Below are 12,059 nucleotides of genomic sequence, written 5' to 3' on the forward strand. Positions count from 1 at the left end.
ATTATGTGATGTGCAATATTAACCTTCGGTTAATTTAATATCTAATAACCTATACTAAAATTAACATCACTTTGTTTTTATATACAAAAATGCTATAATTGAGAGTTGCATTTTTTTCGTGGTTGGTGCTTACCTGATGCACTTTTACAAAGAACTTCACGAACGCCATTTTAAAGCCCAAATAGAGCAAAAAGTGCAAAGGAGTACGAAAACCCTTCACACTTATACAAGACGCTTTATTAACCTCTGTGAATGCCTCATGAACGCAAATAAAAAACGCAAGTCATTTAGACTTACGTTTCCTACTATCATGCCCGTGATAATTCTTAGGTTTCCCACCTAATTCATGATATCTAGCGTGCATATACTTATCTAATTTGTTGTAAGCTTCATCCATTTTGTCGAAAGCATTTTTCGTCCCTTGATATTCCCTTTCTTCTAGCAATGCACGCCTAACATAAGCCACAGCATCAGCAAGTTCGATATTATGATCGTGTGCATTAGAGTTATTATAATTAGATTTCCAATACTCTAAATCATTACTCCTAAAAGGAACTAATATGCTCAGAAGCGGCTCAGGATCTGGTCTTTGCCTTCTTGTTTCTTCAACATCAGGTAGAGCATCTCCTAATTCTTCTGCTGCTTCCACAAAATCCATATCTAACAAGACAGCTACAATATCATCGAATGAATCAAACACTTCCTCGCTTTCTTCACAAGCTTTTCTATAAGTTTTAAACGAGCTTAAATAATCACTTTCACACTCGTCAATTAACTTCAAAAGCTGCTTAACATCGCCGCTCTTAACTTCTCGTTGTCCTTCTTCAAAACATTCCAAAAGGGTATTTAACTCAGGTATCTCTATATTATTTTTATCAATATATATCTTAGCTTCTTCTATATCATCTATTTTAACTTTTCCATCTAATAACCCTTTTACTTTATGCAGCTCTTTCAAAACCCTATCTAGACTGCCATCTGTGTAATACTCTTGTTCTTTTCTAGTTTCATCAATTTGTTTATCCACTATATTACGTACTTTTTTCAAACTTAACTCTTGTTCTTCATTACTTTTCATAGATCTTTGCAATAATGTTTTTACTTGAGCTATCGCTGTGTTCAACTTGCGGTATTCTTGTCGGTAAGTTGTCATATAATCCTTACGTTCTTCCAAAGCATCTAGATAACTCTTTTTTTCTTCCGCTGCCTTTTTCATCATATCTTGAATATCTTCAAAAATATCTAAATTTGTAACCATTATTCTACACCTCGCAAAGTTATTTCCGTTCTTGGATTGTTTAACGTTTGAAACTTGGCCATAGAAACCATAACTATCCTACTATCTTTTACCTTCAACCCTTTAAAAATACTATCGAAAGCTGCTTTAACTAAATTATCTATATCTGGCGCTGTAGTACGCATAATATTATTTATACGTTTTTGACTCTTTGGGGCTTGCACATAAAAATATACTTCAGCTTTAACGCCTAATGGTGTCTGCATAATTTCAAAAAAAGTATCGTCAATCGCATTATCTTCTTCCAACTGGTTTTGAACCGCATTCATATAATCTGTGTATTTCTGCGGGTAATAAGTGATTGTCTGACCTGATTTAGTCCTTCTAAATTCTGGCCTCGGTGTAGCAACTGGAGGAATATCAATAATGTATTTCCATTCTTTAGCCACGTTTTATGCCTCCTTAAAACCTTCTATTTATTGTTTTCTTCTTCGTTTTTAATCTCTGGTTCGTCATAATGCATGTTCATACTTGAAAGGTGTTTATTCGCCACATTTTTCTGTTCTTCTAAATTCACTTTCTTACTTTTTCTGATCGGTTCATACTTATCAGGATTTTTTCTATAGTCGTTGTAAAGTCTAATAATTATATTCATTTCTTTAATAGTAAATAACTCTGATAAAGCCTCAAAAGCACCGTTTTCTCGGCTTAAATCCTTTAATTGCTTCTTCTGTCTAAATAATGGTGATTTACTTATATCTAACTCATCCATTAATATTTTCCAATTTACGATTTCAAGAATGAATTCAGTTATATACTCACTCTTAACATTAGAGATTTTCAGTTCTTTTTGTGTTTTAGTGTTTGCCATTTTTACCACTCCTAAATAATAATCATTAATATTAAACATCTTTTTAATCGTTATTTTTTCATCATTATTTGTACTTTCACTCTGAAATAACATTACCTCAAAACCTTATTATTTCATACATTAGGTCTCATTTTAAAAGAATAATTGCCTTCATAGTTTTAATAATGTTATATAAATAAAATCAAATTTAAACCAGTATAAACACCCTTGATATATATAATATAACATATACTTAAATACTACATTATTGTATATTCCCTTAATCGGGAACGTTTAATTCTATGATTATATAATAACATACCATTCCCGATTTCGAAACTATTATTATTTTTTGATTTACATATATTTGATATTTTTATTATATATTATACTATATAATGTTTTTAAAACTGTTTATTATTTTATATTTATTAAATATAGCTTTACTAATTTAATTTTGTTTACATACGTCAAACTTATATTTTTTTATATTATAAATTCATTTTGTATTTATAGGTATTAATATATATTATCTTTAATGTCCTTAAGATTGTTTATCAAGTTATTTGTATTTAATACTATACTTTCAATTTGTATTTTTTTATCATACCATCACCGAAACCTGCAAACTCTTCTTTCATATTTACATTCACTATATATATTTATAATTTTATTTTATTTTTCATTATTGCATTAAGTCTACAGCCATCCTTGTTTTAGATATAAGTCCATATGAAAACTTCTTCCTTATAAAAACTTTAATTATATTATACTGGTCATTAATTAATAAGTACTATAAAGCATATCTTCTCTACTGCTCCTTACTTATAACCTTCGAATAATAGATACAAGACATAGATAAACTTTAAGTATTTTTATACAATTGTTTAATCTATAAACCCTTATTAAAAATCTTTATTACTACAATTTTAATTGCAATGAACCTTACCCTTATTAAGGAAACTATTTTTCGATGCAACACAGATCAATTCTCAGCTCACTTAATTTTAATTTCTCGTTTTAATAGAAAGCTTTTTGCTTACTCACTTAATATTATATAAATAAGAATTTACTTCAGAAATCTTAGTAACTATAAAGTTTAGATATTAAGTAATTGTTTGAGTTTATGATATCATTAGTGTTTGTGTATACCATTACTTAATAGCATACTCAACACTTTGTGTATATTTGATTGCATGCTGACACTCACAATTACACTCCATAATATATTTACAGATACCTGCTATATCCTTATAAAAATAAATACTATTCATTCCATTTAAACTATTGTAATCTTGTATGAATATTTAGCTATGTATTTATTAATTACATGTGTAATAACTTGTGTAAATACATGTGTTTAACTTTACTTCACATTCTACGCAATTCATTGTGTATTTTGTTGTGTATTACATTTCACAATATCGTGTGTATATAATTGCGTAATTTTTTGTTTGTATCATTAAGTATAATGTTATATAATTAGTTATGTAATCAAGTACACACATCATTGTACATTTTATTGTGTAATGTTTTGTGAATAACTATACGTAGATTATTACTTAATCTCGTGTGCATAATGATACACAAATATTTGCGTAAAAGTTTATGTGTAAATTTAAGTATATTATTAAGTATAATGTTATATAATATAATACTTAATCAATTACATAATTCATTACGTATTATAGTGTGTAATTAAAACTATTAAGCAAAGGAGTGTAATAATGAAAATAGTAACTTTTTCTGCTATGGATGGCGGAGTTGGTAAAACAACTTTATGTTTTAACTTTGCTGAGTACTTAGCATTTAATGGGAAACGTGTCTTATTATTAGATAAAGACCATAAAATGCATTTATCTAGGTTATATCAACAATTTAATCAAGATAATACAGTAGCAAATATATATACTGGTGGCGAGGTTGATATTGAACCAATTAAAGAGAATTTAGATTTAATTAGAGGTTATATACGACTAGATGAAATACAAAAGCTGGTAGATAATGATCAAAGAACAAATATGCTTTTCTATATGTGGTTAGAAGATAATTTTGATTCTAAAAATTTATCTCAATACGACTATATAATTATAGATACACATCCAGACTTTGGTGTCTTTACTAAAAATGCTATTGCGCCGAGTCACGCTATAATCACACCTGTCATTGACTCCGATGATTCAGATGCAAGTAATCTTGAAAGTAGGCTAATGGAGTATAAAGAAGAGAACATAGACTTTAAAACAAGGGAAAGTAATGTAACAGCTAAATTATTAAGAGTAGGAAATAAACTCACTCACAATACTATCCCAAGTGTTAAGTTTAAAAAGCATATGGCAAATGATGATAGGTATATTAACTATATGCCATCTAAATCAGTACTTAATCAAACTATTTTAGATAAAAAATCTTATGTTCAAAAACTAGCTGACAATGATTTAAATCGAAATGATAAAAAATTTGAACCTGAGTTCAATAAGATAATGGAAGAAATAAAAAATGCTATCGATGAAATATAAAATACATTTAGGAGGTATTTAGAATGGCTTTTGACCCTAATAAGAAAAAAGATGAGCAAACATATGAGCAAGAAACAAATGAGATACAAAATGCTCTAGAAGCGTCCAAGAAAGATGTAGCAATTAAACAAAGTAAACCACACACAATACTAAAACATAAGAACACTGAGACTAAGAAACGTTATAACTTCTCTTTAAAACCATCTAACCACGCAAAATTAAAGCAACTATGCGAGGAATATGGTTATTCTTCTTCATCTGAGCTTATAGATGAGCTTATAGAATCTTTATAATAATAAAAGCCTAAAATCTTTGAGTATAGATTTTAGGCTTTTTTATATCCTTTTTAGATTAAAACAAATACTTATAACCGCTTCTCTTGAAATATCTAGTGTTGAGTATTTAAATCTTTTCTTAACATCTTTAGTTTTAATATTTGCTTCCCCAGGTCTATAAACCTAAACCCTAAAACGTATATCATGAATAATCATATAACAGGGGGGAGAAAGAGCGTGAATTTGCGATGCGAGTATAGCGAGCAAGTTCACGCTCTTTATGTGGTCGAGGCTCCGACGCCCAGCTCATGCGAGGAGGGTCGACCACACTTGAAGCGGTTATAAATATTTCTTTTTATCTCGAGCTTTTCACCTTGTTATATATCGTAGTTTGTTTAATAACTTCTTTAATATATTCTAAGAACGTTACCTTATGTGTATATTTTTTTATATCCTTTTTCACGATAACAGCTTCATCTTCTTTTTCTGACAGTATAAAGTAGTAGACTTTGCCTATTTCTAATTCATTAAACTCGGGATATCCCATAAGTCTGTATTTTATATTATCTATACAACCATAATATCTTTTAAATAGTTTGCCATTTTTAGGTAATTCACCTTTGTTAGTTAAAGTTCCCTGAACATACGCTCCATCATTAATGCGTTCTTGTATTTGATTTCTCATATTCATCATACTCCGTAAGATGGCTATCAAAGATAAAGTAACTACAATTAAATAAGCTACACACATTATAATTACCTGATACATTTTCAATTACCTCCTTGTTTTATGACTATACCCGCTTCCTAACTGTTTTCTATTGTTAGAGAGGGGGTGAATTTGCGATGTGAGTATAGCGAGCAAGTTCACGCCTGCTTCAATAAAACTTTTAATTTCCATCTACTTTAGGTTATTTCGTATCTTCTTCAGTTTCAGCAATCCACTTCAACTTGCCATGCCCATCAAAATTAATTTCAGTTTCTTTATTTGAGATAAACCATTCAGCTGCTACACGTAATACATCTTCAGTAGCTAATTTTCTTGTTTCAACGTTCATTGTTCCATTCTTTTCTATCTCTGCCATATAAATATCTCCACTGAGTGCTGCTGTTACTAATTCAATTTGCTCTATATCTGATTTTTCCAATGTAATTCCCTCCAATATCAAAAACAAATTATTTATCTATGTGCTACAAATCCTACCTGTAAATCATCTATAGCAATTTTGACGATGTAGTCTTTTCTTAAATTTCTAGAAGTTTTCGTATGTTATCAAAGTAAACTTTAATGCCTGGGTGTAATTCAACGGTTGAATATTCTTCATCAGCTCTATAAATTGCTACTTTTAGCTCTTTTTTATATGAATTAATATCATTATATGGAGGATCTATTAATACATCCATAATATTTTCTGTTTCAGAATGTATTTTAGATAGATATGCTAGGGTATTAATAGATAACTTAGCTAAATATTCATCCTTAGGAATGCCTCTCCATGCGACAGGCCTATGTGCTAATGATAATTGGCCAATAACTTGATGTATAATATGTAGTTCTTTTAACTCATTTTCATTTAGTTGTTTTAACATACTTGTATCCTCCATTTTTCTTCACTTAATTTTGTATTATCTTTAATCCATCTTTCTATGTCTTTCTCCTGCAAATCATACGTAGTAATTCTCACCATATGATCGGCCGCTTCGTCATTACTAGCATTTAAATTGATATTTATTAATCTTGAGTTAGACAACCAGCGTCATTGTAAAACAAAAGGAAGCGCTCATACGCTTCCTTTTTAAGAATTTTACTTATCATTACTTTAAGATTCCATCTATCTTTTCTCCATATTTTTTTACTTCATCACCAGCCACTGTGTCATAGCCTAAAATTGTCCCATCAACTTTACCTTTTGATGAAGAAATCGTGTTATCAACGTAATCAAAATGTACTTTACTATCCTTGAATACACTCATAAAATGAACATTACTGTTAGGTACCATCTTATGTCTTTCACCGTTTGAATCAACAACCGAAACCATAGTAACTGTTTTGCCACTATCAGTTAATGATTTAGTTTGTATTTTTTCTACCTTACCATCTAACGTTTTTACATTATTAGATGTTATTACACTGCTAGCAATCGTTGAGTAGTCTATCAAAATAAACATTAAACAAAAGACTATACTTACTATCATCGCTAACATCATAATAGGTTTTTTATTTCTTACTTTATTAGCATAGTTCTTTACGCTTTCTACATTAGTAGTAAATACAAATATTAATACGTATAAAACGATTAATGCTATAGCTCCTAAAATAATACTCTGCTTTACATCAAACAGCATTTCCATGTACTTAGCATTTTTGAATACTTTAGGTAATGCCATTTGCGCAATTAAACCTATAAATATCAATGCGGTTGTAATGCCCCATATGCCTATTAATATATTAGTTGTTTTTCTACGATTCATTATATAACCTCCTATTTTATCTTACATTAAGACTACCGTACATTATCGCACGTTTCAATAGAAAATATAGTATTTTTTATTATTTTTATATTTATATAATCAATTAAAGGGGTATATAATCTATTTTTTTATAAAGGAGAGTCATTATAATCTGCTTAATTCTCAAATTACGTAAACACAGAAAAAAGAAGCAGATTATATACATCTTTACTGATATAAGTCCGCTTCACTCTCAAACATATTACTATTAAATTTTTAATTAAGGTATCAGTGAAAATAAGTTATCTAAAAATTGATCTCCTAATATAAACTATCCTATAAATGTGGCCACTACTGCTAAAATTACAATGATATACGGAAGGATTTCTAACTTGTTGTAAGTATTTCTATTCATATCAACACTCCTAAGCACTATAGCTATACTTATCTCACTGATTTTTTTAATCTCTTGTTAAATAATTTACGTAACATCAACACAGTAAATATCCAAAGAATAACCCATATCAACCCTAAGAATATATTGTATTGTAAAGCAATAGGGGTAATAACCAAACCTATTACATTTGTAATCATAATTGTTAATAATGCTCCTAGATATTTAAGGGCACCGGTCGTCATTACTAACACCAAATAATCATATCCTAAAAATCTTGCTATCAATTCAATCCCTTTCTTCATCTTATTCCTCCTCTAATATAATCTTTAAATAAACTTTCGTCGAATGTAATTTCCTTATCAATTAAACTTTTCATATCCGCTTCAGTATTTATTTTACTAACATCTATTAAATTTTCTATATACTCATTTAACTTTATTGATATTCTACTTTCCCAAATAATTCCTAGTATTGCTAAGACATCAACTTTAGTCATCTTTTTAGGATTTTCTAATAAAGCTTTAAAGAAATTTAAAACCTGAGGTGGAAAGCTGGAATCAAACGTTTCTAATTCTCGAGAATAGTACTTATGATCAGATAAATTCATATCTCTGTCTTTTATTACATCACTATTTAATATATAGATACTATTAATCATATCTTTTACTTCTTCACTAGTATCAGCATTTTTTATTTCATACATAAGTGAATGTAGGTTTATAGTATTGAAATCTGATGTACTTAAGAATAAACACTTTACCACGCTTTTTACATTCTCAGTATAACTGTCGTCGAATTGTATCTCACTTATAAAACTAGTGTAGTTAATATAACCGTCAGTTTCTAAAAATTCTTTTTGATACTTCAAAAATTCAAAATCAAATATATCAGTCATTTATTAAACTCCTCTTCGTACAAATTTTCTAACTATGTCCGCTTCTTTCAGCTCTAAAGTAGGGTGCAGATCTAATACATATTTTAAAATCATCCTTAACTTAATTAAGAACTTCTAATAAATATGGAAATACATAAATATTAATCAATAAGAAACCGAAAGTAATAATTATACAAGTAGGAAGAAAAAATTTAATAAATCTTCTCTTTTGCTCTTTTTCTGACTTAGAGGTATTTAAAAACATATCTTTTCCAATATTCAATAATATATATATATAAACTATTACACTTAATATATAAAAAAGCATAAGTATTAAGTAGTTATTATGCAAGTTATACACTCCTTTTATATAAATTTATCTATAACCGCAATAAAGGGGGCGCCCACACATACAAAACAACTTATGAAGATCATGATATATTCAGGTATAAATGAACGCCAACTTACCTTTACTACTTTTACTTCTTTTTTTATCGCTTGTTCTTTATCCATATGAGCCCATTCTTTAATAGTCATGTTATTACTAATTGCGGTTAAAACATGACTTAAGAGTATTTGAGCAACATTTAATTTATAAATTACATAAATCTGAATAATACTTGATAATATAAACGTGCAAATAATCAAATAAAACATATCTGCCTCTAATACTACATATAAAGCTAATTCTAGTGTCATCAGAACCATACAAAGCAAGGGGAGAAGAAACAACTTAGCTTTATCTTTGCTTATTTTTTTTATCATTTGCTTATTTTCTTCACTTGCATTCCGTACGTCTATTTTCTCGACCATATTATTAAGTCCTTTCACTCTGTATTAAGCTGCTGCTAACGATGCACGTTATTTATAAAATAAATAGTATTTCAAATAAAGTTCGATATCTTCAACATTACTATCAAATCGTGATTCAAGGGTCGACCACATTTGAAGCGGTTATTTATTCTATAATTAATACAGAATTGTAATTTATTTAACGATATTTCTAACATTATCTAAAAACATTTCTCCTATATATAAGACCAATAAATACTGCTATTAATATAACTATTATACCAAGAACAATATTACCTAGTTTTTCCACAAATATAACCTCCTATATAGCGCTATTTCATTACATTTACATAGCTAACTGCTCCATTATATTATAATCAAAAATCGTTAGTTGTTCATTGTTATCAGGAATATTGTAGTTTACTACATCAAAATCTCTTTTTGTGTAATTACTAATTGTCGTTTTCCATACATCTATTGTACTTTGATTGTTATAAGGTAATTCTAAAAACCCACATAGCCATTTTATCTCTTCATTCATCATTTATATAACCTCCTAAATATTTCGTTTACTACGTCCGCTTCATAGCTCCTTTATATTGATAGGATAGGGCGTGAATTTGCGACGTGAGTATAGCGAGCAAGTTCACGCCCTTTATGTGGTCGAGGCTCCGACGCCCAGCCTAAGCGAGGAGGGTCGACCACATTTGAAGCGGTTTTATTATTCTTCTACATCTGTATATATGCTATAGGTATCTCCACACTTCAGCCCCTCAATTACAGTGTGTAATTTGCCTTCTGATTGCAATAGATCCATAAAATGAAGCACCGTTGTATAGTCTCCTGACAGACAATAAAACCCAAGTTCCGTTACATAAAATTCATACATCGTTTTATATTCTTCAAAATTCACTTCAGTAAAATAATTTGCTGTTTTAATCATCTCTAACACTCCTTTTTATGAACACATTCTATAGCAATCTAGCAATTGTACTGTTACTACCTCTATATCTTTATAGCTTGTTCTAAAGTCAAAATAAGCATCATGAATACGATATAAATCCGCTTCGCTTACATATTGTTTAAGGTTCACTATGCCTTCATCTACATACAACGTAAATCTTTCTTGTAATGGACATGTTGCACTGTAACAAATAATATATGTCGTCGGTTCTACTTCTCCTGTTGCATACTGTAGATAACCTACTTCACTTACTGATTCCATATCTTCTACAAATTTAATCTGCGCTATTCTATTCATAATCGATTTCTCCTTTTCAGCTATATATTTAAATATGTCTTGCGAGTATCGTTTTAATTTCTTTATACGTTTTGTTAGTTATCCAAAGTGAAATTAACTTATAACTTAAGCCAAAGCTAATTAAGTACAGAAGGTATAAATAGATAAAATCCTTAGTCACTTGAATTGCTATAAAAAAACATAATATTGAAACAACATGAGCTAGTACAAATTTCATTTCATATATCCTCCTTACACTTTTAAGCTATCGATACTTAAACGATAGGTTTTACTTTCCAATTTACTTTGGAATTTATACATCATACGGTACGTGTTTACATCATTTGTTTTGTGCTTAATTAGCAATGGCGTTTGATTGTATAAAAAGAGGACGTACCAAGAACCAATAAAACCAAACTCTTTAAATTCAACCACACGTTTTATATCCTCAAATGCTAACGCTCTCACTTCTGCGTTCCATCCTTTTTTAACGTGCGTATATTCTCCTTGAATAACTTCTCTTAGAATATGTTTCTCCGCTTCACTCACAAAATCAAATGGCGTTTCAATAATACGATATTCAAGTTCGTTCCAAATTTTATTAATATGTTTACTACAGATTTCTCTAATATCGAGTAAATGTGCTTCAAAGTCTGCTTTTAGTTTTGTCTTGTCTTTGTAATAGGCAAAGTCTGTTCTTAATTCTTTAATCTGTGCATCATAGACACTGTAATAAGTCATGGCTCATCTCTCCTTAGTCCTTTTATAGAATAGATAAATGTTTATGGTTAATAAGATCTAGTAAGCTGTGATTTATATTTAAGTTCATATATGCTGTGTAAATGTCATATACGACCTTCGCAAAATCTTCTTGTAACACCTCATCACGTTTCAAAAGTAGAAATTCCTCAATGTCTGCTTGATATTGAATAGTAATTGCGGTAATAAGTTCTAAATCATGAATATCTTTAATGTTTTCTATGGTCATGGTATGTTTCCTTTCTTCGTATATTACTTTTTGTTAGTTTTGTAAATTGAAGGGTAAAAAAATATGCGTTGCTTATCTTGTTAACGTTCAGGAGAACATCAACGTTTGTACTTTATGCCCAAAAACAATCTCCATTAAGCAATCATTAGGGTTAATCATGCCAAAGTCACTAATAGCTCCATTAGCATATGCTGTCTCATCTCGTAATGTTAATAAGCATTGATCCATATCTTCTATTTTTGTGAAGTAACAACCGCCTATTTCAAACTGATGACCTCTAGCCGCTTCTTTTGCTGCTTTTAGTTTGCGCTCTACGTTATATCGGCGTTTGTAATCTTCAAGTGCATCTCTTTTGGGTTTAATCACTGCATAATCTAATTGATCTTTCATTGTGACCGCTTCATTTAATGTTTCGTCTGCAAAGTCTGTTATAAAT

The 12,059-nt window shown here is 29.5% G+C and carries 20 protein-coding genes; 2 read left to right on the plus strand and 18 right to left on the minus strand.

The genetic code is table 11. The features are described from left to right. Window positions 1-283: 283 nt before the first annotated feature. Genes ACF91D_RS28525 through ACF91D_RS28535 form a run of 3 tightly spaced genes read right to left on the minus strand, consistent with a single transcriptional unit; the run spans window position 284 to window position 2,108 of the window. Window positions 284-1,258: a hypothetical protein gene (locus ACF91D_RS28525; protein WP_392438164.1), complete on the minus strand. Its 975-nt coding sequence runs from the start codon at window positions 1,256-1,258 to the stop codon at window positions 284-286. Continuing rightward, complete coding sequence (locus ACF91D_RS28530; protein ID WP_392438165.1) at window positions 1,258-1,686, minus strand: RusA family crossover junction endodeoxyribonuclease; 429 nt, start codon at window positions 1,684-1,686, stop codon at window positions 1,258-1,260. Before ACF91D_RS28530 ends, ACF91D_RS28525 begins: the two co-directional genes overlap by 1 nt. A 23-nt stretch (window positions 1,687-1,709) precedes the next feature. Beyond that, complete coding sequence (locus ACF91D_RS28535) at window positions 1,710-2,108, minus strand: hypothetical protein (protein ID WP_392438167.1); 399 nt, start codon at window positions 2,106-2,108, stop codon at window positions 1,710-1,712. 1,706 nt (window positions 2,109-3,814) lie between these two features. On the opposite strand from ACF91D_RS28535, the gene ACF91D_RS28540 reads away from it, so the two are divergent. Further along, on the plus strand, window positions 3,815-4,606 hold the full coding sequence (locus tag ACF91D_RS28540; RefSeq protein WP_392438169.1) for a ParA family protein: 792 nt from the start codon (window positions 3,815-3,817) through the stop codon (window positions 4,604-4,606). A 23-nt stretch (window positions 4,607-4,629) separates the two neighbouring features. Beyond that, the gene (locus tag ACF91D_RS28545) at window positions 4,630-4,899 is read left to right on the plus strand and encodes a CopG family transcriptional regulator (protein WP_392438171.1); all 270 of its coding nucleotides are present in this window, start codon (window positions 4,630-4,632) and stop codon (window positions 4,897-4,899) included. Window positions 4,900-5,236: 337 nt separating this feature from the next. On the opposite strand, the gene ACF91D_RS28550 is transcribed toward ACF91D_RS28545, so the two are convergent. The 15 genes from ACF91D_RS28550 to ACF91D_RS28620 form a co-directional block, all read right to left on the minus strand. Further along, complete coding sequence (locus tag ACF91D_RS28550) at window positions 5,237-5,650, minus strand: hypothetical protein (RefSeq protein ID WP_392438173.1); 414 nt, start codon at window positions 5,648-5,650, stop codon at window positions 5,237-5,239. A gap of 142 nt (window positions 5,651-5,792) precedes the next feature. Beyond that, entirely contained in the window at window positions 5,793-6,029 is a 237-nt protein-coding gene (locus ACF91D_RS28555; RefSeq protein WP_392438174.1) for a DUF7446 family protein, read from the minus strand. 97 nt (window positions 6,030-6,126) lie between these two features. After that, the gene (locus ACF91D_RS28560; RefSeq protein ID WP_392438176.1) at window positions 6,127-6,471 is read right to left on the minus strand and encodes a hypothetical protein; all 345 of its coding nucleotides are present in this window, start codon (window positions 6,469-6,471) and stop codon (window positions 6,127-6,129) included. Further along, window positions 6,465-6,632, minus strand: coding sequence for a hypothetical protein (locus ACF91D_RS28565; RefSeq protein ID WP_392438178.1), 168 nt, complete (start codon window positions 6,630-6,632; stop codon window positions 6,465-6,467). The genes ACF91D_RS28560 and ACF91D_RS28565 overlap by 7 nt, the downstream gene beginning before the upstream one ends. 64 nt (window positions 6,633-6,696) lie before the next feature. Further along, window positions 6,697-7,353, minus strand: a complete 657-nt coding sequence (locus ACF91D_RS28570) for a hypothetical protein (protein WP_392438179.1) — start codon at window positions 7,351-7,353, stop codon at window positions 6,697-6,699. Between the two features lie 423 nt (window positions 7,354-7,776). Then, entirely contained in the window at window positions 7,777-8,031 is a 255-nt protein-coding gene (locus ACF91D_RS28575; protein WP_392438181.1) for a hypothetical protein, read from the minus strand. Then, window positions 8,028-8,624: a hypothetical protein gene (locus tag ACF91D_RS28580; protein WP_392438183.1), complete on the minus strand. Its 597-nt coding sequence runs from the start codon at window positions 8,622-8,624 to the stop codon at window positions 8,028-8,030. The genes ACF91D_RS28575 and ACF91D_RS28580 overlap by 4 nt, the downstream gene beginning before the upstream one ends. A 345-nt stretch (window positions 8,625-8,969) precedes the next feature. Next, the gene (locus ACF91D_RS28585) at window positions 8,970-9,416 is read right to left on the minus strand and encodes a hypothetical protein (protein ID WP_392438185.1); all 447 of its coding nucleotides are present in this window, start codon (window positions 9,414-9,416) and stop codon (window positions 8,970-8,972) included. A gap of 325 nt (window positions 9,417-9,741) precedes the next feature. Further along, window positions 9,742-9,939: a hypothetical protein gene (locus ACF91D_RS28590; protein WP_392438186.1), complete on the minus strand. Its 198-nt coding sequence runs from the start codon at window positions 9,937-9,939 to the stop codon at window positions 9,742-9,744. A gap of 177 nt (window positions 9,940-10,116) precedes the next feature. Continuing rightward, window positions 10,117-10,338, minus strand: coding sequence for a hypothetical protein (locus ACF91D_RS28595; protein WP_392438187.1), 222 nt, complete (start codon window positions 10,336-10,338; stop codon window positions 10,117-10,119). Window positions 10,339-10,353: 15 nt separating this feature from the next. After that, window positions 10,354-10,656, minus strand: a complete 303-nt coding sequence (locus ACF91D_RS28600; RefSeq protein ID WP_392438188.1) for a hypothetical protein — start codon at window positions 10,654-10,656, stop codon at window positions 10,354-10,356. Window positions 10,657-10,684: 28 nt separating this feature from the next. Further along, complete coding sequence (locus tag ACF91D_RS28605; protein ID WP_392438189.1) at window positions 10,685-10,873, minus strand: hypothetical protein; 189 nt, start codon at window positions 10,871-10,873, stop codon at window positions 10,685-10,687. A gap of 14 nt (window positions 10,874-10,887) precedes the next feature. Further along, window positions 10,888-11,376 carry a hypothetical protein gene (locus ACF91D_RS28610; RefSeq protein WP_392438190.1) on the minus strand — a complete coding sequence of 163 codons (489 nt, stop codon included), beginning with the start codon at window positions 11,374-11,376 and terminating at the stop codon, window positions 10,888-10,890. A gap of 22 nt (window positions 11,377-11,398) precedes the next feature. Continuing rightward, window positions 11,399-11,623, minus strand: a complete 225-nt coding sequence (locus tag ACF91D_RS28615) for a hypothetical protein (protein ID WP_392438191.1) — start codon at window positions 11,621-11,623, stop codon at window positions 11,399-11,401. 87 nt (window positions 11,624-11,710) lie between these two features. Continuing rightward, a partial coding sequence (locus ACF91D_RS28620) for a hypothetical protein (protein WP_392438192.1) occupies window positions 11,711-12,059 on the minus strand: 349 nt, incomplete at its 5' end.

This window comes from Staphylococcus sp. 231237_7MaSpsaltlick (genome assembly GCF_043107035.1).

Coding starts and splice junctions, on each gene's coding strand:
- ACF91D_RS28525 (WP_392438164.1), bottom strand. CDS start 1,258: ATGGTTACAAATTTAGATATTTTTGAAGATATTCAAGATATGATGAAA.
- ACF91D_RS28535 (WP_392438167.1), bottom strand. CDS start 2,108: ATGGCAAACACTAAAACACAAAAAGAACTGAAAATCTCTAATGTTAAG.
- ACF91D_RS28540 (WP_392438169.1), top strand. CDS start 3,815: ATGAAAATAGTAACTTTTTCTGCTATGGATGGCGGAGTTGGTAAAACA.
- ACF91D_RS28545 (WP_392438171.1), top strand. CDS start 4,630: ATGGCTTTTGACCCTAATAAGAAAAAAGATGAGCAAACATATGAGCAA.
- ACF91D_RS28550 (WP_392438173.1), bottom strand. CDS start 5,650: ATGTATCAGGTAATTATAATGTGTGTAGCTTATTTAATTGTAGTTACT.
- ACF91D_RS28560 (WP_392438176.1), bottom strand. CDS start 6,471: ATGTTAAAACAACTAAATGAAAATGAGTTAAAAGAACTACATATTATA.
- ACF91D_RS28570 (WP_392438179.1), bottom strand. CDS start 7,353: ATGAATCGTAGAAAAACAACTAATATATTAATAGGCATATGGGGCATT.
- ACF91D_RS28575 (WP_392438181.1), bottom strand. CDS start 8,031: ATGAAGAAAGGGATTGAATTGATAGCAAGATTTTTAGGATATGATTAT.
- ACF91D_RS28580 (WP_392438183.1), bottom strand. CDS start 8,624: ATGACTGATATATTTGATTTTGAATTTTTGAAGTATCAAAAAGAATTT.
- ACF91D_RS28585 (WP_392438185.1), bottom strand. CDS start 9,416: ATGGTCGAGAAAATAGACGTACGGAATGCAAGTGAAGAAAATAAGCAA.
- ACF91D_RS28590 (WP_392438186.1), bottom strand. CDS start 9,939: ATGATGAATGAAGAGATAAAATGGCTATGTGGGTTTTTAGAATTACCT.
- ACF91D_RS28595 (WP_392438187.1), bottom strand. CDS start 10,338: ATGATTAAAACAGCAAATTATTTTACTGAAGTGAATTTTGAAGAATAT.
- ACF91D_RS28600 (WP_392438188.1), bottom strand. CDS start 10,656: ATGAATAGAATAGCGCAGATTAAATTTGTAGAAGATATGGAATCAGTA.
- ACF91D_RS28605 (WP_392438189.1), bottom strand. CDS start 10,873: ATGAAATTTGTACTAGCTCATGTTGTTTCAATATTATGTTTTTTTATA.
- ACF91D_RS28610 (WP_392438190.1), bottom strand. CDS start 11,376: ATGACTTATTACAGTGTCTATGATGCACAGATTAAAGAATTAAGAACA.
- ACF91D_RS28615 (WP_392438191.1), bottom strand. CDS start 11,623: ATGACCATAGAAAACATTAAAGATATTCATGATTTAGAACTTATTACC.